Annotated in this window: 19 protein-coding genes; 14 read left to right on the top strand and 5 right to left on the bottom strand. The window is 64.8% G+C overall.

Going from position 1 to position 20,172, the window contains the following annotated elements; genetic code table 11:
- Positions 1 to 32: 32 nt before the first annotated feature.
- Together BXY39_RS16365 and xth are read left to right on the top strand one after the other, a co-directional pair.
- Positions 33 to 680 (top strand): hypothetical protein, encoded by a 648-nt coding sequence (locus BXY39_RS16365; RefSeq protein WP_121939979.1) that lies wholly within the window; start codon positions 33 to 35, stop codon positions 678 to 680.
- A gap of 31 nt (positions 681 to 711) precedes the next feature.
- Entirely contained in the window at positions 712 to 1,494 is a 783-nt protein-coding gene (xth, locus tag BXY39_RS16360; protein ID WP_121939978.1) for an exodeoxyribonuclease III, read from the top strand.
- A gap of 246 nt (positions 1,495 to 1,740) precedes the next feature.
- On the opposite strand, the gene BXY39_RS16355 is transcribed toward xth, so the two are convergent.
- Positions 1,741 to 2,442 (bottom strand): response regulator transcription factor, encoded by a 702-nt coding sequence (locus BXY39_RS16355; RefSeq protein WP_121939977.1) that lies wholly within the window; start codon positions 2,440 to 2,442, stop codon positions 1,741 to 1,743.
- A 604-nt stretch (positions 2,443 to 3,046) separates the two neighbouring features.
- Here BXY39_RS16355 and BXY39_RS16350 point away from each other — a divergent pair.
- Both BXY39_RS16350 and BXY39_RS16345 read left to right on the top strand, forming a co-directional pair.
- Positions 3,047 to 4,285: a GTP cyclohydrolase II gene (locus BXY39_RS16350; RefSeq protein ID WP_170163900.1), complete on the top strand. Its 1,239-nt coding sequence runs from the start codon at positions 3,047 to 3,049 to the stop codon at positions 4,283 to 4,285.
- A gap of 12 nt (positions 4,286 to 4,297) precedes the next feature.
- Positions 4,298 to 4,876, top strand: a complete 579-nt coding sequence (locus BXY39_RS16345) for a L,D-transpeptidase family protein (protein WP_245999365.1) — start codon at positions 4,298 to 4,300, stop codon at positions 4,874 to 4,876.
- Between the two features lie 1,119 nt (positions 4,877 to 5,995).
- Here the strand turns inward: BXY39_RS16345 and BXY39_RS16335 are convergent.
- The gene (locus BXY39_RS16335) at positions 5,996 to 6,619 is read right to left on the bottom strand and encodes a YggS family pyridoxal phosphate-dependent enzyme (protein ID WP_425458914.1); all 624 of its coding nucleotides are present in this window, start codon (positions 6,617 to 6,619) and stop codon (positions 5,996 to 5,998) included.
- Between the two features lie 212 nt (positions 6,620 to 6,831).
- On the opposite strand from BXY39_RS16335, the gene BXY39_RS16330 reads away from it, so the two are divergent.
- The gene (locus BXY39_RS16330; protein WP_121939974.1) at positions 6,832 to 7,461 is read left to right on the top strand and encodes a thiamine phosphate synthase; all 630 of its coding nucleotides are present in this window, start codon (positions 6,832 to 6,834) and stop codon (positions 7,459 to 7,461) included.
- A 112-nt stretch (positions 7,462 to 7,573) separates the two neighbouring features.
- Here BXY39_RS16330 and BXY39_RS16325 read toward each other — a convergent pair whose 3' ends face one another.
- A complete protein-coding gene (locus tag BXY39_RS16325) occupies positions 7,574 to 8,614 on the bottom strand; it encodes a hypothetical protein (protein ID WP_121939973.1) in 1,041 nt (346 codons plus the stop codon).
- A gap of 469 nt (positions 8,615 to 9,083) precedes the next feature.
- Here BXY39_RS16325 and BXY39_RS16320 point away from each other — a divergent pair, with 469 nt between their 5' ends.
- The 4 genes from BXY39_RS16320 (at position 9,084) to holA (ending at position 13,896) form a co-directional block, all read left to right on the top strand.
- Positions 9,084 to 9,518, top strand: coding sequence for a DUF3576 domain-containing protein (locus BXY39_RS16320; RefSeq protein ID WP_121939972.1), 435 nt, complete (start codon positions 9,084 to 9,086; stop codon positions 9,516 to 9,518).
- 135 nt (positions 9,519 to 9,653) lie between these two features.
- Positions 9,654 to 12,221, top strand: coding sequence for a leucine--tRNA ligase (gene leuS / locus BXY39_RS16315; protein ID WP_121939971.1), 2,568 nt, complete (start codon positions 9,654 to 9,656; stop codon positions 12,219 to 12,221).
- A 12-nt stretch (positions 12,222 to 12,233) separates the two neighbouring features.
- Positions 12,234 to 12,782 carry an LPS assembly lipoprotein LptE gene (lptE, locus tag BXY39_RS16310; RefSeq protein ID WP_121939970.1) on the top strand — a complete coding sequence of 183 codons (549 nt, stop codon included), beginning with the start codon at positions 12,234 to 12,236 and terminating at the stop codon, positions 12,780 to 12,782.
- A gap of 49 nt (positions 12,783 to 12,831) precedes the next feature.
- On the top strand, positions 12,832 to 13,896 hold the full coding sequence (holA, locus tag BXY39_RS16305; protein ID WP_121939969.1) for a DNA polymerase III subunit delta: 1,065 nt from the start codon (positions 12,832 to 12,834) through the stop codon (positions 13,894 to 13,896).
- Positions 13,897 to 14,027: 131 nt separating this feature from the next.
- Here the strand turns inward: holA and secB are convergent, their stop codons facing one another.
- Together secB and BXY39_RS16295 are read right to left on the bottom strand one after the other, a co-directional pair.
- The gene (gene secB / locus BXY39_RS16300; RefSeq protein ID WP_121940183.1) at positions 14,028 to 14,648 is read right to left on the bottom strand and encodes a protein-export chaperone SecB; all 621 of its coding nucleotides are present in this window, start codon (positions 14,646 to 14,648) and stop codon (positions 14,028 to 14,030) included.
- 212 nt (positions 14,649 to 14,860) lie between these two features.
- Positions 14,861 to 15,337: an FxsA family protein gene (locus BXY39_RS16295; RefSeq protein ID WP_121939968.1), complete on the bottom strand. Its 477-nt coding sequence runs from the start codon at positions 15,335 to 15,337 to the stop codon at positions 14,861 to 14,863.
- Positions 15,338 to 15,475: 138 nt separating this feature from the next.
- Here BXY39_RS16295 and BXY39_RS16290 point away from each other — a divergent pair, with 138 nt between their 5' ends.
- The 5 genes from BXY39_RS16290 (at position 15,476) to BXY39_RS16270 (ending at position 20,156) form a co-directional block, all read left to right on the top strand.
- Positions 15,476 to 16,159: a Tim44/TimA family putative adaptor protein gene (locus tag BXY39_RS16290; protein ID WP_211332303.1), complete on the top strand. Its 684-nt coding sequence runs from the start codon at positions 15,476 to 15,478 to the stop codon at positions 16,157 to 16,159.
- 75 nt (positions 16,160 to 16,234) lie between these two features.
- Positions 16,235 to 17,461, top strand: a complete 1,227-nt coding sequence (mltA, locus tag BXY39_RS16285; protein ID WP_121939967.1) for a murein transglycosylase A — start codon at positions 16,235 to 16,237, stop codon at positions 17,459 to 17,461.
- Complete coding sequence (locus BXY39_RS16280) at positions 17,458 to 18,147, top strand: Smr/MutS family protein (RefSeq protein WP_121939966.1); 690 nt, start codon at positions 17,458 to 17,460, stop codon at positions 18,145 to 18,147. The genes mltA and BXY39_RS16280 overlap by 4 nt, the downstream gene beginning before the upstream one ends.
- Positions 18,144 to 18,557 carry a helix-turn-helix domain-containing protein gene (locus BXY39_RS16275; protein ID WP_121939965.1) on the top strand — a complete coding sequence of 138 codons (414 nt, stop codon included), beginning with the start codon at positions 18,144 to 18,146 and terminating at the stop codon, positions 18,555 to 18,557. Before BXY39_RS16280 ends, BXY39_RS16275 begins: the two co-directional genes overlap by 4 nt.
- A 48-nt stretch (positions 18,558 to 18,605) precedes the next feature.
- Positions 18,606 to 20,156 carry an alpha/beta hydrolase family protein gene (locus BXY39_RS16270; RefSeq protein WP_121939964.1) on the top strand — a complete coding sequence of 517 codons (1,551 nt, stop codon included), beginning with the start codon at positions 18,606 to 18,608 and terminating at the stop codon, positions 20,154 to 20,156.
- The last annotated feature ends 16 nt before the right edge of the window (positions 20,157 to 20,172 follow it).

Below are 20,172 nucleotides of genomic sequence, written 5' to 3'. Positions count from 1 at the left end.
TCACGGTTTCAGGCACAGTGCGGAGCCGGCTCATGAGCCCGGTCGATGATCCGGGCGCCCTGAATGACGCCCTGGGTGACGCTCTGAACGGTACCCTTGATGATGCTCTGGACGACGATGCCCTGTTCGAGTCCTATCCCGAGCTGGCGGCGGTCGCCCCCTTTGTCACCATGGCCTCCGGCCTGCCGTGGTTCCGCGCCGTGGGCGAGGCCGCGGCGCCCGCGCTTCGGGACGCCGCGCGGGACTTTGCCGACGGCCTCGGCTTCCCCGATGCCGCGCCGGCTTTCCTCACCGACTGGGAGGATGTGGCCGATGCCGCCGCCACGCTGGACCTGAACAGCCCGGCGTGGGAGGCCGAGGAACAGCTGCGCGCCGGCCTCATCACCCGGCTTGCCGGGTATATCGACGAAGAACTGCTGTCCATGGTCTTCACCCATGTGGCCGCCACGCTCGCCGAACCGGTGCAGCAGGCCGTCGCCGACCTTCAGGCGGAACTGCGCATCCAGGATGACGACCTGATGCAGGCGGCGCTCGGCAGCGCCCTTCAGGCCGCCCATGTGGCGCTTCTGGTCGTCCTGGCCGGCGAAGACAGCGACCACCCCTTTGCCGCGCGCTTCCACCTGTTTGAAAAGGGGCGTTGGCCCATCGGCATCGTCGGCACCAGTTTCCTCATTTACTGATTTCCATCATCGCCTTGCGGAAGGGTTTGTCATGCGTCTCGCCACCTGGAACATCAACAGCGTCCGTGCCCGGCTGCCCATTGTGGACCAGCTGATCACCACCCAGGCCCCCGACGTCCTGTGCCTTCAGGAAACCAAGGTGCAGGACCAGTTGTTCCCCCGCGATTTTTTCCGCGAACGCGGCTATGTCCACATGGCCATTCGCGGGCAAAAGGGCCATCACGGCGTCGCCACCCTGTCCCGCGTGCCGTTCGAGGGCAGCGGCCATATCGACTGGTGCGGCAAGGGCGATGCCCGCCATGTCTCCATCCGCCTGTCCGGCGGGGCGGCGGTGCACAATTTTTACGTCCCCGCCGGCGGCGATGAACCCGACCCGGCGGTGAACGAAAAATTCGCCCACAAACTGTCCTTTCTCGATGAAATGATCGCCTGGTCGAAAGACCTCAAGGACCCCAGCATCATGGTCGGCGACCTCAACGTCGCGCCCGCGCCCGAGGATGTGTGGAGCCACAAGCAGCTTCTGAAGGTGGTCAGCCACACCCCGGTGGAAACCGACGCCATGGGCCGCCTTCAGGCCGCCCACGGCTGGGTCGACGCCGTCCGCACCCACCACCCCCTGCCGGAAAAGCTTTACAGCTGGTGGTCCTACCGGGCGCGCGACTGGTCCGCCTCCGACCGGGGCCGGCGTCTCGACCATGTGTGGATCAGCCCGGCGCTCGACGGCAAAACCACCGGCCTGACCATCCTGCGCGACGCGCGCGGCTGGGAAAAACCGTCGGACCATGTGCCGATCCTGGTGGATCTGGATATGTAGGGTTTGAGTTTTGAACGAGGGCTCGGTGATGCCCTGTTGTTGATTTTTGTTTGAGACAGAGCCTGGCCGGTCCGCTCCTGATTTTTATCGGGCAGGGCTTAGCCGTCCCGCTCCCCCACCCGGCCACCCACGGGATTGTACGCTATGGGTGGCCGGGTGGGGGAGCGGGACGGCTAAGCCCTTCGGACAATCATCCTGTGGGGAGTGGGATGGCTAAGCTCTTCAAGCCATTAAAGCCAAAAAACCTTACCCGTTCAGCCCCTGCAGGCTGTATCCGCCCGGCTCGGTGATCAGCAGGCGGGTGACGCCCTGTTCCGGCTCGATCTTCTGGCGCAGGCGGTAAACATGGGTTTCCAGCGTGTGCGTGGTCACGCCGGAATTATAGCCCCACACCTCCGCCAGCAGTTCGTCCCGGCCCACCGGTTTGCCGCTGGCACGGTACAGATATTTCAGGATGGACGTTTCCTTCTCCGTCAGGCGGATCTTCTTGCCGTCGGCGCGGGTTTCCAGCAGCTTGGCCGACGGGCGGAAATGATAGGGTCCGATTTCGAACGTGGCGTCCTCGCTTTGTTCATACTGGCGGAACTGGGCGCGGATGCGGGCCAGCAGCACGGTAAAGCTGAACGGCTTGGTCACATAGTCGTTCGCCCCGGAATCCAGGCCCAGCACCGTGTCGGCGTCGGAGTCCATGCCCGTCAGCATGATGACGGGCACGCTGATGCCCATCTTGCGCACGCGCTTGCACAGCTCGCGACCGTCCATGTCCGGCAGGCCCACATCCAGGATCAGCATGTCGGCCTTGCCGCCGCTGTCCGCCAGATAGTCGAGGGCGCTGGCGGCGTTTTCCTTCTGGACGGTATCGAACTCCTCATGAAGGGCAAGCTGGTCGGCCAGCGCTTCCCGAAGGTCCGTGTCATCGTCGACAAGCAATAATGTCCGTACAGCCATGGAGCCGGCCTCCTCCTCCTGACATTGGGGATGTCCCAATGGGTACCTCTTTTTCGGTTCGGTCGCAATCGGCGGCACGCGGGCGCCGCGACGGCCTCCGCATAACGCGCCGACTGTGGCGGGCGCCACCGCCTCGCGGCCCTTTCAAGCGCTTGTGAAGGCTCGTGACCATAAGGACCTCCGGCCATATCGCACGATCACGGTGGCGTCATGTCGCAGGGTCTCCCGACCTCTCCGTGTTCATTCCGGGGTGCCCGGCTCCCGTGACCCCCATGACCCCCATGACCCTCTGTCAATATGCCGCACCATGCGCTTCGGCAATCCACCGGCCGCCCTGTGCCGGCTTGCGTTCCGACATCGCGGGTGACCGGCCGCGCTCCGGTGGCGGTTGTCCGGTCACTCTCTGGCGCCCGGTCCGGCATGGTCGTCGCCTGCGCGCCGGACCGCCGGTCGGCCGTTTTACCGCCCCGCCCGTGCAGGAAGCATTTGCACCCCGCCCGCGCCCGTGACAGAAAATGATGGTATAACGTCGCGCGCTTAAGGGGCGCACCCCTGCCGCCGGCCTGACACTGGATGTATCTGTTTGACAATGACGCCCGATCCCATGACCCATTCAAACGACCCGCAAACCGGCCACCGGTTGGTCCTGCGCGCGGCGGACGATCTGCGCCGCGGCTGGCCCGTCACGGTGACGGGGGACGGCCGGGCGCTCCTCGTCCTGCCGCTGGAACGGGCCGACGATGCCGCGCTGGCCGATTTCGACGCCCGCCTCGCCCGTCTTGGCGGCACGGAAAGCTGCCTGCTGCTGACCGACCAGCGCGCCCTGACGCTGAAGGTCGCGGCCAAGGGCTGGCCGGTGGTGCGCCTGGCGCGTGCGCCGTGGCTGACGGCGGCCGACATGACCGCCATCGCCGACCCGACGCTGGACCTCGGCAGCCCGATGAAGGGGCCGTTCCGGCGCCTGGACGTGGCCCCGGCGGTGCCGGAACGCGCGGCCGTCAAACTGATCAAGATCGCCCGCCTGCTGCCCGCCGCGCTGATCGCCGACCTGCCCGGACAGGCGCTCAACGGCGACGATGCCGCTGCGGGGGGCATGGCCGGCGAGGGCGATGCGCCCGGCCCTGATGCATCCGGGGCTGAGGCGTTCGGCCCTGTGTCAGACCGATCTGAAGATGCCGCTCCTGGCAATACGGGTCTGGGCGGCCTCATGGCCGTGGACGGCGACGCCGTGCTCGCCCATGACATGGCCGCCTCGGACAGCCTTGTCCAGGTGGCGCGCGCCCATGTGCCGCTGGTCGATGCGGTGGACACCACCCTCATCGCCTTCCGCCCGCGTGCCGGCGGGCCGGAACATATCGCCATTCTGGTCGGCGATCCGCCGCGTGGCGCCCCCGTGCTCGCCCGCCTGCACAGCGAATGCTTCACCGGCGACCTGCTCGGCTCGCTCAAATGCGACTGCGGCCCCCAGCTCAAGGGCGCGCTGAAAACCATCGGGGACGCCGGTGGCGGCGTCATCCTCTATCTGGCGCAGGAAGGGCGCGGCATCGGCCTGATTTCCAAGCTCAAGGCCTACAGCCTTCAGGATCAGGGTTTCGACACGGTGGACGCCAACACCCGTCTCGGCTTCGACGTGGATGAACGCCTGTTCGCCCCGGCGGCGCGGATGCTGAAATCGCTCGGCTTTTCCTCCGTGCGGCTGCTCACCAACAATCCGGAAAAGGTGGCGGCGCTGACCCGCTTCGGCATCGACGTGGCCGAGCGGGTCGCCCACAGCTTTCCGCCCAATCCGCACAATGAAGCCTATCTTGCCGTCAAAAAGGCCCGCACGGGCCATCTGCTCTAGGGGCGGGGACCTGTGGCGTTGTGGCAGGTCACGCCCGATGCGGGCGACAGCCGCGCGGGGCGCCTCGCCGGGCCCCTGATCGATGCGGCCTGCGCGCTCGGGCGCGGCGGGGTCGTCAATGCCGCCCGCAAGTGCGAGGGCGACGGCGCCACGCCGGCGGGCACCTATCCGGTGCGCCGGGTCTTCTACCGCCCGGACCGGCAGCCGCCGCCCGTCACCGCCCTGCCCGTCGCCCCGCTGGACCCCGGTATGGGCTGGTGCGACGCGCCCGACGACCCGCGCTATAACCGTCTTGTCCGCCTGCCCTTCGGTCCCTCGCACGAGATCCTGTGGCGCGACGACGGCCTGTATGACCTCATTCTGGTCATCGGCCACAATGACGCCCCCGTGGTACCGGGCGCCGGCAGCGCCATCTTTGTCCATGTGGCGGGCCAACCTGTGGCTGGCGTGCCTGTGACGGGCGGACCTGTAACGGACGGGCCCTCTCTCCCCCCGACCGAGGGCTGCGTCGCCCTTGCCGCCGCCGATCTGCGCGCGGTGCTGCGCGCCATGACCCCCGCCTGCCGCCTCACCGTCGCCAGCCCGCTATAGCCGGGCGGCCTCATGCCCCCTGGCGGTGTCCCGGATCACCCCGGTCAAACCGACACCCCTCTGATCACCGGCCCGTATCACCCGCACGGGGGTCATCTCATCAGCCCACCGCCTGTGTCGGTGCCCGGAACACGCTCCGCCCTCAATCGCACATACCTCAACCATCGGCCCGTATCGCCGCACGGGATCACTCTATCGGCCTGCCGCCTGTGCCCGCCGGCGCCAGGACACCCCCCGCCCTCAACCGTATGCCCCTCACCCATCGGCCGATATCGCTACTCAACGATACCCCATCGGCCCACCGAATGGGGCCGCCTGCGCCCCGGACGTCCTCCACCCTCAACCGCATGCCCCTCACCCATCGGTCCGTATCGCCGCCTGGGGGGCGCCTCATCTGCCCACCGCCTTCCTCCCCTCTCAACCGCACGTCCCTCACCCATCGGTCCGTATCGCCGCACGGGGTGGCGCCTCATCTGCCCGCCGCCTGTGCCTGTCTCTGCCCCGCCGACTGGCCGGCCGCTGCTTCCCCGACTGTCTCCGCCGGCTTCTGCGCGCCTGCGCGCCGTTGGCCATCACTGCTGCTTATGGGGTCCATTGCCGGCTGACGGCTCTTTAACAGCCTGCTGTGCGGTCTCCTTGTCCGCCGCCTGCGCCGCCCGTTGCGAGGGCCCGTTTTGCCCCGGCAGGGTCTTTGCACGCGTCGCCTCCACGCGCCGCACCGTGATCCGGTGACGGCCCGCGCACGCTCAGGCGCGCTTTCCGGACGGCAGGGATGACGGCATCGTGCGGGTGGCACCGCTGTTGGTGCGCCACATCGGCGACTGGCCCGCCTTCCTGCGCGGGTCCTGTGGACGCGACGGTCTCCCGGCGGCTGGAAACCCATATGGCCGGCCGGGCCACTGGGCTCCGACGCCCTTGTCACCGCGTTGGAGGCCCGGTTTCACCGCCCCTTGCGCCCGCGCCCGCCGGGCCGGAAGGGCATGTGCGGAAAGGGCGTGGGGCTTTGCTCTCCGTTGTCGGTTTTGCCGGCAGGCAGCGCCGCGTGTATGGGGTTCCGGCGCATGCATGCCTTGCTGCCCTGTGGGGAGGGGGGCGCCTGCGCTTAAAACCCGGCCGGGGTCATGATGTGCGGCGGCCGAAAATCGCGGTGCCGACGCGCACGTCCGTCGCGCCCATGGCGGCGGCCACGTCGTAGTCGCCGCTCATGCCCATGGACAGGCGCGTCAGTCCGTGTCGCTCCGCCAGCTTTTTCAGCAGGGCGAAATGAAGCGCCGGGTCCTCGTCCGCCGGCGGGATGACCATCAGCCCCACCACCGTCAATTTCAGCGCCCCGGACAGGGCCAGCAGCTCCGGCAGATCCGCCGGCAGGCAGCCGCTCTTTTGCGGCTCGGCGCCCGTATTGACCTGGATATACAGGGGCAACGCCTTGTTCTGCTTGTCCATTTCACGCCGCAGTGCGCGCGCCAGCTTGGGCCGGTCCAGCGTCTGGATACAGTCGAACAGGGCAACCGCCCGGGCCGCTTTATTGGTCTGCAGCCCGCCGATCAGATGCAGCTCCACATCGCCGCAGTCCGCCTTCAACGGCGTCCAGCGTTCCTCCGCCTCCTGCACCAGATTTTCCCCGAACAGCCGGTGCCCCGCTTCCAGCGCCGCCCGCACCCGCGCCACCGGCTGCCGCTTCGAGACCGCGATCACCCGCGGCACATTTTCCGCCACCATGAATTTCCGGCAGGACTGTCGCATCGTGTCGCATACTGCGGCCAGCGCATCCGCGATCTCACGGCTGTCGTCTCCGCCGTCTTCCCTGCCGCTGGGCGCAGCAGCGTCCGGGCTGTTGTCCGCATGGGTCGGCTGTGTCGGCGATGTCGGATCGGTGCTGGACATGGTTGCCCCTTGTATTCGGTGGCTATTGCGGCGGGATGGACAGGCTTTCTCCTATGGTCTAGGACGCCGGTATGGTCAAGCCGCGCGCATCGTCCTCAAAGCTTTTTGCCGCCGTGCGTCCCGTGCGGCACCGGCTGGCACGCCAGGCCGGTGCGGACGGGGTGGTTTTCATGACCGATCGTGCGCGGGTGCCGGATCCGTGCGCGGTGGCCGCGCGTCTGCCGCGCGGCAGCTGGGTGATTGTGCGCGATTACGGCTGGGACCAAAGGGCCGCGCTCGCCCGCAGTCTGCGCGCTATCACGCGGGAGCGCCGTCAGTGCCTGCTTGTGGCCGGCGACCCCCTGCTGGCGCACCGCGTCGCCGCGGACGGTCTGCATTTGCCGCGGTGGGCGCTGGCGGACAGCCGCACCCGCCGCGCGGTCCGCCATTTTCCGCTGGTGACAGCAGCTTGTCACGACGTCCATGCGCTGACCCAAGCGGCGCGGCTGGGTGTGTCTGCCGTGTTGATCTCGCCGGTGTTCGCAACCGGCAGCCACCCGGGCGCTGCGACGCTGGGCGTGCACCGCTTTGCCCGGCTGGCGCATCGCAGCCCGGTGCCGGTCGTCGCGCTTGGCGGTATCGATGCCCGCACGGCTGTCCGGCTGGCCGGTCTGCCGGTGGCCGCCATTGCCGCCATCGGCGCGCTTGCGGACGGGGACTGACGGCAGGCGCTTCACGCCCAGGCGAATACCCGGCAGCGGGTGGCTTTTTGGCAGGACAGCGCCAAACTGTGCCGAATATTCGATGAAAACCCGGTAAGGAGAGGAGGCCGGTTTAGAACCGCAGGCGGCCGCCGAGGAAGATCATCTGGCTGCGCTCGCCCTTTTCCGGGTTCAGCAGCAGGCGGCTGCCATAGTCGTAATAGCGCAGGCCACCGGTCAGTCCGGCCCAGTCGGTCAGCCGCACATTGGCGCCCAGTTCGACCGAAATCAGATTGCGGGCCTCATTCTCGATGCCGAACAGGTCGGCCCCTTGGGTGTATTCGGTCATGGACAGACGGGCCGACCAGACGGATGTGGAATAGGACAGGCCCACATTGGTGCCGCTGCCGTCAATGCCGAAGACCGCATCCCGGTTCAGGACGGACGCATCCAGCGCGAAACCGGCATAGCCGAAGCTGAGGCCGAGGCTCGTCTCCTGATCCACCAGACCCTGAGAGAAGGGCATGATGTCCGCGCCGCCGCCGGCAACACCGGTGAGCACACCGCCGGCCTGCAGGGCGTCCGTCATGCGGAAGGCGCTTTCAAGGGCGATCTGGAAGCCGGGATCATTGGGGTCCAGTGGATCGGCGCCGAAGGACAGAAGACCGAGCCGCGACGATCCGGCAAAGCCGGTTTGCCCCTCAATGCCGCGCACCGCGCCTTCCGGTGTGTACAGACTTGAAAAATCGGGCCGGGCCGACAGGCCGGCGGCCGCGTCCATCCCGCCCGCCGGTGCCGCGTCCTCCAGATAGAGAAATCCGTTTTCCCGGACCGGCGATGTTTCGCGCAGGCTGAGGATCAGGTCACCGCCCGGATCGGCCGCCGCCGTCCCGCCGGCGCGGGTGCGTTTCTGCTCCGTGATCAGCAGATCGAGCGATTTCATGAAACCGGTGGAATCAAACCGTGCCTTGCCGGCGCCGCCATCAGCCCCATCACCGCCGCCGTTTCGGTCGGTGCTTTGACCGGCCTTGTCGTCCTGAGACGTGTCTTGCCCATCGGCCCTATCGGCGGCGGAAGCCGCACCGGCTGTGGTCAGGACCCCGGACGGCAAAGCAAAACCGCCCCCGAGAGCATAAGCCCCCCCGAGGAGAAGTAGCGCGATCCTTACTGCCATGCCCTGTTTCATGGTCGTCCTGACGGGTTACAGACTTGGTTCACTACAATATCGTCATATCGCCGTGTATCACAGTACAGTATCCTGTACGCGCGAAGCGCCGAAATCCCTTCGGCCGCAAGGCTTTTCATGGGGAGAGTCGGCTTTTCGAGTCGCACGGTCCTATAGGATACCAATATTAACCTAGAATGGCAGGGGGGTCCCTTCAAGGTGACGTGAGGATCATTTGCCGTATTTTAGCGGGTGATGTGGCACAGCCGACACGATTCTTTCGCGTTTCGCGGGCGCAAACACGCGGGAATTCTGACTGGTCAGGCTGCGGTCAGCCCGTTATATAGCCGTGTGCCGCTTTTGATTAAGGCGACTCGGCTGCCGCACAATTCACACCCCGTGACCCCGCAACACGTACCGGGGTCCCTGGAAAATACAGGTCAGCCGTCGTGTAGGATTATTGAGGAAGTTTCAAGATATGACCAGTGTCTGCCGCTTGTTCTTGATTGCCGGGTTGAGCCTGGCGCTGGGTGCCTGCAGCATTTTCGGCGGCGGCGATGACGAAGCGCGCGAGCTGGAGCCGAGAACGACGGCCATCGGCGTCAACGGCTATCTGTGGCAGGCAACGCTGGACACCCTGTCCTTCATGCCGATCACAGCCGCCGATCCGGCGGCGGCCGTGATCGTGACCGACTGGTTTTCCGATCCGGAGGTGCTGAACGAGCGGGTCAAGCTGACCGTCCGCTTTCTGTCCGAGGCGCTGCGCTCGGACGGTTTGAAGGTGACGGTTGTCCGTCAGGTGCGCCGCGATGACACCTGGGTGGCCGCCCCGGTTCAAGCGGCGACCGCCCTTCAGATCGAGGAAGCGATCCTGACGCGCGCCCGCACCCTGCGCATCGATACCAACACCTGACGGGCCGCCAGCCCCGGACCGGGCCGAAATCTGTCCAGGGCGCAGATGTATCTGATTTTCAAGGCCGGCCGGGTGATCCCCTGAGCATCCGGGCCGTAAACCGACCAGAAAAGACCACGCAAAACCGAGAAAGCCATGTCGCGCTACAATCCCAAGGCTACTGAATCCAAATGGCAGCAGGTCTGGACGGAAACCCGGACGTTTTCGACCGATATCCGGTCCGAAAAGCCGAAATACTATGTCCTGGAGATGTTTCCCTATCCGTCCGGGCGCATTCATATGGGCCATGTGCGCAACTACACAATGGGCGATGTGGTCGCGCGCTATCGCCGGGCCAGCGGGTACGAGGTGCTGCATCCCATGGGCTGGGACGCGTTCGGCATGCCGGCGGAAAACGCGGCCATGGAGCACAAGGTCCATCCCGCCGACTGGACCTATGACAATATCGCCAATATGCGCGCCCAGTTGAAGCAGGTGGGCCTTGCCATCGACTGGACGCGTGAATTCGCCACCTGCGACCCCGACTATTACGGGCAGGAACAGCGCCTGTTTCTGGATTTCTTCAAGGCTGGTCTGGTTTACCGCAAGGAGAGCTGGGTCAACTGGGATCCGGTGGACAATACGGTCCTGGCCAATGAACAGGTGATCGACGGTCGCGGCTGGCGGTCCGGTGCCGAGGTCGAACGCCGCAATCTGAGCCAGTGGTTCCTGAAAATCACCGATTATGCCCAGGACCTTCTGGATGGCCTGGACAGTCTGGACAAATGGCCGGACAAGGTGCGCCTGATGCAGGAAAACTGGATCGGCCGGTCCGATGGGTTGACCTTTGATTTCATCGTACAGGACACGGGCGACACCATTACGGTTTACACCACGCGGCCCGATACGATCTTCGGCGCCAGTTTCTGCGCCATTGCCGCCGACCATCCGCTGGCCGCCAAACTGGCCGTCGACAATGAGGCACTGGAGGCCTTTATCAAGGACTGCCGGTCCAGCGGCACCAGCGAGGAAGAGATCGAAAAGGCCGAGAAGCGCGGTTTCGATACGGGGTTGAAGGTGGATCATCCCTTTGTGGAAGGGCAGAGCCTGCCGGTTTACGTGGCCAATTTCGTGCTGATGGATTACGGCACCGGCGCCATTTTCGGCTGTCCCGCCCATGACCAGCGCGATCTGGATTTTGCCCGCAAATACGGCCTGAAAGTGCCGCCCGTGGTGGTGCCGGAGGATGAAGACCCGGCGCGGTTCACTGTGGGGGATGAGGCCTATACCGGGCCGGGGCGGCTGGCCAATTCGGCCTTTCTGGACGGCATGGACGTGTACAGCGCCAAGGCCGCCGTCATCGCCCGCGCCGAGGACGGCGGCTGGGGCCGGCGCACGGTCAATTACCGGCTGCGCGACTGGGGCATTTCGCGCCAGCGTTATTGGGGCACGCCGATCCCGATCATCCACTGCGATACCTGCGGACCGGTGGCCGTGCCGGTGGAAGACCTGCCCGTCACCCTGCCGGAGGACGTGTCCTTCGACAGGCCCGGCAATCCGCTGGACCATCACCCGACCTGGAAGGACTGCGCCTGCCCGTCCTGCGGTGCACCGGCCCGGCGCGAAACCGACACCATGGACACATTTGTCGATTCATCCTGGTATTTCCTGCGGTTTTGCAGTCCGGGCGCGGATGAACCGTTTGAAAGCGACGTGGTCAATGACTGGCTGCCGGTCAACCAGTATATCGGCGGTGTCGAGCATGCCATCCTGCACCTGTTGTATGCCCGTTTTTTCACCCGTGCGCTGAAACAGGTGGGGCGTCTGGATTTCGATGAGCCCTTCGAGCGCATGTTCACCCAGGGCATGGTCAATCATGTCACCTACCGCGACAGTCAGGGCGAGTGGACCCTGCCGGACCTGGTGCGACGGCGTGAAGACGGCGGCCTGTACCGCGCCGATAGTGGCCTTGAGGTCGCGGAAGGTCGCATCGAGAAAATGTCCAAGTCCAAGAAAAATGTTGTCGACCCCGACGACATCATCGATCAGTACGGCGCGGACACGGCGCGGTGGTTCATGCTGTCCGACAGTCCGCCCGAACGCGACCTGCAATGGACGGAGGCGGGCATCGAGGGCGCCTGGCGCTTTACCCAGCGACTGTACCGCATGGTGCAGGACGGTCTGGACGCGCTGGCGCCGGTCGGAACCGCTGTACCCGTCGATCTGTCCGAGAGTGCCCTTGACCTGCGCCGTGCCACGCACAAGACCATCAAGGTTGTCACCGGCGATATCGAGGAACTGCATTTCAACAAGGCGGTGGCCCGCCTGTATGAATTCGCCAACGCCGTCACCGCCGGTGCCGAAGGGGCGGGCGCGCCCGAAGTCCTGAGGGAAGCGCTGGAAACCCTTGTCCTTCTTGTCGGTCCGATGATGCCGCATCTGGCGGAGGAATTGTGGCGGGCGCTCGGACATGAACGGCTGGTCGTCGACATACCGTGGCCGGTTGCCGATCATGGTCTGACGGTGGATGATACCGTCACCATTGCCGTGCAGGTTAACGGCAAGGTGCGTGACACCATTGATGTGCCGCGTGATATGGGCCGTGCCGATCTGGAAAAAATGGCGCTGGAAAACGGCAAGGCACTGAAATTCATCGACGGGAAGGCGGTGCGTAAGGTGATTGTCGTGCCGGGCCGGATCGTCAATATCGTCGCAGCCGGATAAGGGGTCGCGGTCATGGGCCGACACATCCGCCGATATATCCGCCGGATACAGTATATCCGCCTGGCACAGGGGTTTCCGCTTCTGTTTCTGGCGGCCGCCACCGTGGCCGCATGCGGGTTCCAACCCCTGTATCAGGCGGAGGACTCCACCCCCGCCATGCGGGCGGCCCTTGCCGAGGTGGAGGTGAGTCCCATCGGCAATGACCGCCTGGGTCAGGTCATGCGCAACAGCCTGATACAAAAACTGGGCGGTGCCGGGGATCGCTACCGTCTGGATATCGTGCTGGAGGAAGCGCGCGAACTGTACGGTATCCGGCCCGATGCCGCCGCCCAGCAGGAAGAGCTGAAGCTGACCGCCACCATGGTGCTGACTCCGGCAGGCGGTGAAGGCGCCGTGATCGACGAGCGTATGACCGCGCGGATGTCTTATGATCTTGTCCAGTCGGACTTTGCCATTGTGACCCAGCGCGAGGATGCCGCCCGCCGTCTGGCCCTGGACCTGGCGGAGCGGATTCACCGCCGCCTGGCGCTGTATTTCAGCAAGCGTGAGGAGGCATCGTGACGCTGTCCTTGCGCGCAGTCCGCCGATGTGCCAATGAAAGCGCGGCCGGATGAAGGTGAAGCCGCGCGACATTCCCGGTGTGCTGAAGGCACTCGACCCCGGGGTGCGCATGGTGCTTGTCTACGGGCCGGATGAAGGCCTTGTCCGCGAGCGGGCAACAGCCATCGGCAAACAGATTGCCCCCGATCTCGGCGATCCTTTTCAGGTGGTCAAGCCCGGCCCGGCGGATCTGAAGGAGACGCCGTCCCTGCTGCTGGACGAGATAGCGTCTCTGTCGATGATGGGAGGGCGCCGGCTTGTCTGGCTGGACCGGGCCGAAACGTCAAGCGCCGCCGCCATTGACCTGGTGCTGTCAAGCGATGCCGGCGAGGGCCTGCTGCTGGTCACGGCGGGCGACCTGAAGCCCAGCTCCGCCATCCGCAAGGCAGCGGAAAAAGCCCGCAATGCCCTGGCAATCGCCTGTTATGAAGACAGTGCCGGCGATGTCCGCACACTGGTGACATCGACCCTGAGCGCGGCGGGCCTGCGCGCCAGCCCGGATGCCGTCGCCTATCTGGTGGCCAATCTGGGCAGCGATCGCGGAGTGTCGCGTTCGGAACTGGACAAGCTGGTTCTGTATATGACCGACACCAGCCCGGACCGGAATCCAGACCAGGCACCGGGCGAAGGTGGAACCGTCACTCTGGAGGATGCCAAGGCCGTTGTCGGCGATACGGGGGCCTTCGACATTGCCGGTCTGGTGGATTATGCCATTGCGGGTGACATGGCCCGTCTGGATCAGGCCATGGAACGGGCGCGCATTGCCGGGGAAAGCCCGGTGGCCCTGATCCGTGTGGCGCAAAGCCGCCTGCACCGCCTGCTGGCCGGTGCCGGGGAAATGACCAAGGGCGCCACGGCCGCCGAGGCCGTGCAGCGTTTGCGTCCCCCGGTTTTCTGGGCGGACCGCGATGCCGTCACCAATGCCCTGCACCGGTGGCCCGCGCCCCGAATCCTGTCGGCCCTGAACCGCCTGATGGACGCCGAAATTGCCGCAAAGACCACCGGCAATCCGGACAGGGCCATTGCCGAGCGGGCATTGCTGGCCCTTGCCCGCATGGCGGGACGGCGCCGCTGAGGCTTTCAAAGGCGGTTCTGCAAACGGCACCGGCCCGCGCCCTTGATGCCCCATGGCACAAATGCCTGGGGGCGCCAGGGATCGCGGGCCGGTCGTGTTTCAGACTGTCGGACGCCCCGGTCAGTTGACAGTCAGTTGAGGTTGATCGGCTGAGGCGCGTCGGCGGCACCATTGCTGGCTGGAGCGTCCGCGGCGTTGCCGGCGGATTGCTGGGCGGCCTGGGCCATCTGGGTGCGATACAGGGCTTCGAAATTGATCGGTTCCAGCATCAGGGGCGGGAAACCGCCGTCCCGCGTCGCGTCCGCGATGATCCGGCGCGCAAAGGGGAACATCAGGGTCGGTGCCTGGACCAGAAGGAAGGGACGCAGCGCGTCTTCCGGCAGGTTGCGCACGCCGAACAGGGTTCCGTAAGCCAGTTCGCAGACGAAAGCGGCCTGCTTGGTCTGGTCTTCCTTGACTTGGGAGGCGGTGGCCGACAGCTTCAATTCGACCTCGTACACCTCGTCATTCAGCTTGGCCACGTTCACATTGACGTTGACGTCGATGGCTGGCTTTGTGTTGGACTGCGCCTGAAGGCTGGCCGGTGCGTTGGGGTTTTCGAAGGACAGGTCCTTGATGTACTGGCCCAGAACTCCGGCCTGCGGTGCCGCCTGCTGGTCGGCCGCCGGGGCGCCGCCGACAATATTGGCCGGCCCGTCAATGGTACCGCTGGCGGCGGCTGGTTGATCGTTATCGTTGTCTTTGTCTGCCATGATATCACTCATTTTCCGAGATTGTGCCGCCTGTCCGTCCTGTCCGCTTATGCGGGAACGCCCTTAACACACCCGTATATGCCGATCCTTGCCGGCATTCGGACGGCGGCTGAAAAACCGCGTCACCGCTACCATGCTTTGTCGTGGGGAACAAGCGCCATTCTGACACCCCATTACGCCGGGTTCCGCTTGATGCCGGGCGGAGTTCCTATCTAAGGGCGACGGCGGGGCGGCAGGATTTCCGTCTCGCCCTCTGCCGGCTCGGATTTCGGTCCGGTGCTGCTTTCATAGACCTCGCCGTCAATGATGATCACCGTATGGCTGCGCCCGCCGCTGCGGGCCAGCCCTGTAACCAGGCCACGCCCCATCCACAGGCGGACAGGCGGGATCAATAACAGGGCGCCCAGAGTGTCCGTCATGAAACCGGGCACCAGCAGCAGCAGCCCGGCGAATGCCAGGAAAAAGCCGTGGACGAGGGAAACACCCAGACGGTCGGCCGTGCGGGCCTCGCGTTGCAGGCGCGCGAGGATGCCGAGGCCCTGACGGCGTACGAGCGTAATGCCCAGCGCGGCCGTTACCAGAGACAGCAAAATGGTCTGTGCCGCCCCGATCACACTGCCGATTTCGATCAGAAGATACAGTTCGATCAGTGGCAGGCCCACAAGAATAAACAGGATAAGCCAAGGCATTCCTTGTCCTCTCAGTATTTTCTTCCTATCTAGATATCTGATGTATCCGCCGTCCCTTCAACCGCGGAGTATGATAAAGTACCCGCACATACGCGGGAACGGGTCTCAGTTTTGAGGATTGCCCCAAGGATCGGACCGATGGAAATTTTCGACATCATACTGCTTGCCATGATCGCAGGCTTCATCTTCCTGCGGCTGCGCGCCGAACTGGGTAACCGCACGGGGAACGAGCCCCTGCCGCCGGCGGCGGGACGCGGCGCGCCCGGTGGACACACCGGCGACGGTGCCGTTGATTCCTACGGCCGGCCCGTGGACATGCGGGATGAGGTGTCCGCCTCCGACGATACGGTTGTGGACCTGGAGGAGGATCCGGCGCTGCGCCGTGCCTACGCGGACATTCGCCGTGCCGATCCCGATTTTGATCTGGCCCGTTTCATCGAGGGCGCGCGGTCCGCGTATCCGATGATACTGGAGGCCTTCTGGCAGGGGGACAAGGACACGCTGCGCACATTTTTGTCCGATGATGTGTACGGCCAGTTCGCCGGCGCGGTCGAGGCCCGCGAAGAGCGCGGCGAAACCCTTGAAAACAAAATTCTGGATGTGAGCGATGCCCAGATTACGGCCGCCCGCATGGCCGGAGACACGGCGGAGCTGACCGTCCGTTTCACCGCCGAGCTTGTCGCCGTAACCCGCAACAGCGACGGCGATATCGTTGACGGTACCCTTTCGGATGCCGTGACCGTGCACGACAAATGGACCTTTGCCCGCGATACGGCGAGTAGGGATCCGAACTGGATTCTGGTGGCGACCCGCGCGGGCTGAGGCCATGGCGCACACGCGATGACCGGGCCTCGTCGGACCATGCCTGCAAGGGTGTTTTCAAGATCATATGCCGGTATGGTGCTGGCCGTGCTTGTCCTTGTCGGGCTGCCGGTGTGGCTGGCCCTGCGTCTGCAACCCATCCCGCCCGGCCTGCAATTTTCACCCGCTGCCTTTTCCAGTCTGCCCGGCTGGCGCAGCGCCGATCTGACGGCGGCCCGCCTGGCGGTTACCGAGAGCTGCGGGCGCATCCTTGACTGGCCTGATGACAGGCCCCTGCCGGGAGCACTGGTCAGCGGTATCGGCGGTCGTGTGCGGGACTGGCGCGAAGCCTGTCTGGCCATTGTCTCCGCACCCGACGGCAACGATGCCCTGCGGCAGGCGTTTGAGCGGTATTTCCGGCCCTATGCCGTCAGCCGTGCCGGGTCGCATACAGGTCTTTTCACAGGCTATTACGAGGCCTTTCTGGACGGCAGTTTTGAGCGCGGCGGTCCCTATCAGGTCCCGCTTTATGGGCGTCCGGGTGATCTGATCAGCGTCAATCTGGGTGATTTCCGCACCGACCTGAAAGGCCGGCGCATTGCCGGGCGCCTGAACGGTACGCGCCTTGTCCCCTATGACGACCGCCGGGCGATCCGCGACGGGGCGCTGGCGGGCCGGGACCTGGAGCTTGTCTGGGTGGACGATCCCGTCGATGCCTTTTTCCTGCATATTCAGGGGTCCGGGCGGGTCCGTCTGCCCGATGGCCGCATCGTCCGTGTCGGCTATGCCGGTCAGAACGGCCATGCCTACAGGGGGATCGGCCGTTTGCTTGTCGATCGCGGCGAAATCCCGCCGGATGCCCTGTCCATGCAGACCATCCGGGCATGGTTGCGGGACAATGGCGACAAGGCCGAAGCGCTGATGGCGGAAAACGCCTCCTTCGTGTTTTTCCATATGCCCCGCCCGCAAGAAGGAGCGGCGCCGCCGGCGGGCCCGTACGGGTCGGCCGGCGTGCCGCTGACAGCGGGGCATTCGCTGGCGGTGGACCGCCGGCATCTGCCCCTGCATGTGCCCCTGTGGCTGGACACCAGCCACCCGGATCCGGATGACCGTGCCGCCCCGCCGGTCCCGATGCGGCGTCTGATGGTGGCACAGGATACGGGCGGGGCGATCCGGGGTGAAATCCGCGGCGACGTGTTTTGGGGATTCGGCGACCGGGCCGAGGAAATCGCCGGCCGCATGGCCAATCGCGGACGGTACTGGCTGCTGCTGCCCGCGCGGCTCGATCCGTCGGCACCGGACACAGCGCAGTCCGGCCCATGAGCAAGCGGCATCCAAAGACGGGGTTGAGCCCCGAGGATGCCGCCCTTTGGGCCCGTGTGACCGAAACGGTGACCCCGATGCAGGCCGGCCGGCAAAACCGTGCCCTGTCCGACACCGCCACACCCTCGTCAAGATCGAAGGCGGGATCGTCCGCGCAGCCCGACACCGCGTCCGGCCGGCAGCGTCTGGCCGCGCCGTTTGCCCGCCAGCCGTCGCCCCCCGATCGGCCCTTGCCTGGCAATCTGTCCGCGCCCGCCACCGATACCCGCGTTGGCCAGCGCCCCCTGCCGGGTGTGGATGCGCGCACCCGCCGCCGGCTGGCGCGCGGGCGGCGCCCGATCGACCGGACGCTGGACCTGCACGGCCTGACACAGGTGGCGGCACACCGTCTGCTTGTCAGTACGGTCACGCGGGCGGTGGCGGACGGGCAGCGGACCCTTCTGGTCATTACCGGCAAGGGCGGTCAGCGGTTCAGTCAGACCGATCCGCGGCCCGCCGCCTTTCGCCGGCGGGCGGATTTCGGCCCCGAGGGCGGCGGCGTGCTGCGCCGGATGGTGCCCCTGTGGCTGTCGGACGCGCCGTTGAAGGCGCATGTGTCTTCTGTCAGTGCGGCCGCACCCGGCCATGGTGGCGACGGTGCGCTTTATGTCCTGCTGAAACGCCAGCGGGAGAAAGGGGGCTCGTGACACCCTTTGGCGAAAAAATCCGCGCCCTGCGCCGGGACAGGAATGTTTCCCAGGCGGATATGGCCGCCGCGCTCGGCGTGTCGGCGGCCTATCTGTCGGCCTTGGAACATGGCAAGCGCGGCGCGCCGCCCTGGCCGATGGTGCAGAAGGTCATCCATTATTTCGGCCTGATCTGGGATGAGGCCGAGGCGCTGGAGGCGCTGGCCCGGCTGTCGCGACCGAAAGTGACCATCGACACCGCCGGCCTGTCGCCGGCGGCCACCCGCGCCGTCAATATCATGGAAGCCCGCATCGCCCGCCTGAGCCCGGTAGAGATCGACGCCCTTCTCGCCGTTCTGGACCCGAACGCGTCCGCCACGGCGCCCGAACAGACCGCCCACAGGCTGGACGGCGGCGCGGACACGTCCTAGGTTCGCCCTGCAGGGCTGTATGATACACGCCGCATATGGGAAAATGCCATGGTCGCTGAAATTCGCATGGTCGCCTTTGAAGGGGGCGAGATCCGGCCCCTTGATATGCAAATCCGCCGGAGGGTGGAAACTGAGTACGGATTTTTGGATTTCGGTCGCATGAACAGACAAAGAATAAGGCATTGTTCAGCATGGGCCGGGCTGATCGCATTAAAAATCATCAGGATAATTCTCCTGCCCATAGCCGGATTATGGGCCTTTGCGGTGCCTGTGTTATCCGATGGATGCAGCTATGGTGTCCTTGAGGGCAGATGGCAATCTGTTTTAGAGGTGGGAAGTGCCAGACTGCCGCTCGTGCTTACCGTGCGGAACATTTGCCGGGACGACCCGCTGATAACGGTCGACAGCCCGTCCCAGGGCGCTTATGGCATTGCTGGAAATCCGGTTCACTCGGAGAAACAACCGACACTCTTCTTCCCCTCGATAGGTGCGTACCTTTTCATTCAAAGCGTGACAACGGAAGCGCAAGATACACTGTCCGGACGATGGTTGCAGGGCGGCCTGAGCACTCCGTTACAGTGGACCCCCAATCCTGAAGAGAAAAAGGACGCCGAACCGTCGGCCAATGTGGGGACTATCGAGCGGATAAACCGACTGCCCTTAACGGTAAAATCGTCCGACGGGGTGCTTCTTGAAGGCGAAATAACGCTGCCTGCCGGATATGACAGAGTTCAGACAGGTGTTGTGCTGATCTCGGGTACGGGGCCGCAGGATCTCGATGGACGCATGTTCGAGTATACGCCTTTCAAATCATTGGCATCGGCCTTCGCGCGACAAGGCATAGCAACGGTCCGGTTTAATGACAGAGGTGTAAACGGATCGGAAGGCGATTATTGGCACACACACCTGGAACAGCTTGCCGACGACGTTCTTTCTGCAAAGTCGCGCTTGTTGGACCACGCGGACCGGATATTTTTCGTCGGTCACAGTGAGGGTGGCCTGGTCGGCGCCCTCGCAGCCAACAAAGACCAAGCACCGGATTTGGCCGGTTTGGTCCTGCTGGCGACACCACCCTTTGATTATGAAACAACACTGGTCACACAGGTCAAAAATATTTTGGCGAGCGCAAATTCAAACGAACACCAGATCGATGAAGCGGTGGCTGCGCAACGTGAGGCGGTTGATATTATTCGCAAAATTTCAGATGCGGATCAGAGAGAGACGGAAATAACGAAGCTTCTTATCGACAAAGGTGGAAAGTCACCGAGTGCCGCCCAGCTTGAAGCACGTGTTGCTGCCAGTGAAGGATTCCGTTCCAGAATTGAGAGCGATCCACCGGAAATATTCAGGACCTTGAAAAAGCCGACATTGATTATTCTTGGTCTGGAAGACCGGCAAATACCCGTCTCGGATTCCATGGGGTTCTACAGCGATTTGATCGGGTCAGACCCGTCAAAAGACGGTTGGACACTATGCTCTTTTGGCGGATTGAATCACTTTCTGAAATCCAGCCCGACCCATGCATCAAAAGTCGAGGATATAGACGGCGATGTTGTCCGGGTCGTTCTGGGTTGGATCATGGAAGAGACCGTGTGTTGATGGTATTCTTCGGTCG

This window comes from Eilatimonas milleporae (assembly GCF_003688555.1).
Lineage (GTDB): Bacteria > Pseudomonadota > Alphaproteobacteria > Sphingomonadales > Kordiimonadaceae > Eilatimonas > Eilatimonas milleporae.
The sequence above is the reverse complement of the archived record's forward strand: the minus strand, read 5'-3'. Positions and strand labels throughout refer to the sequence as shown.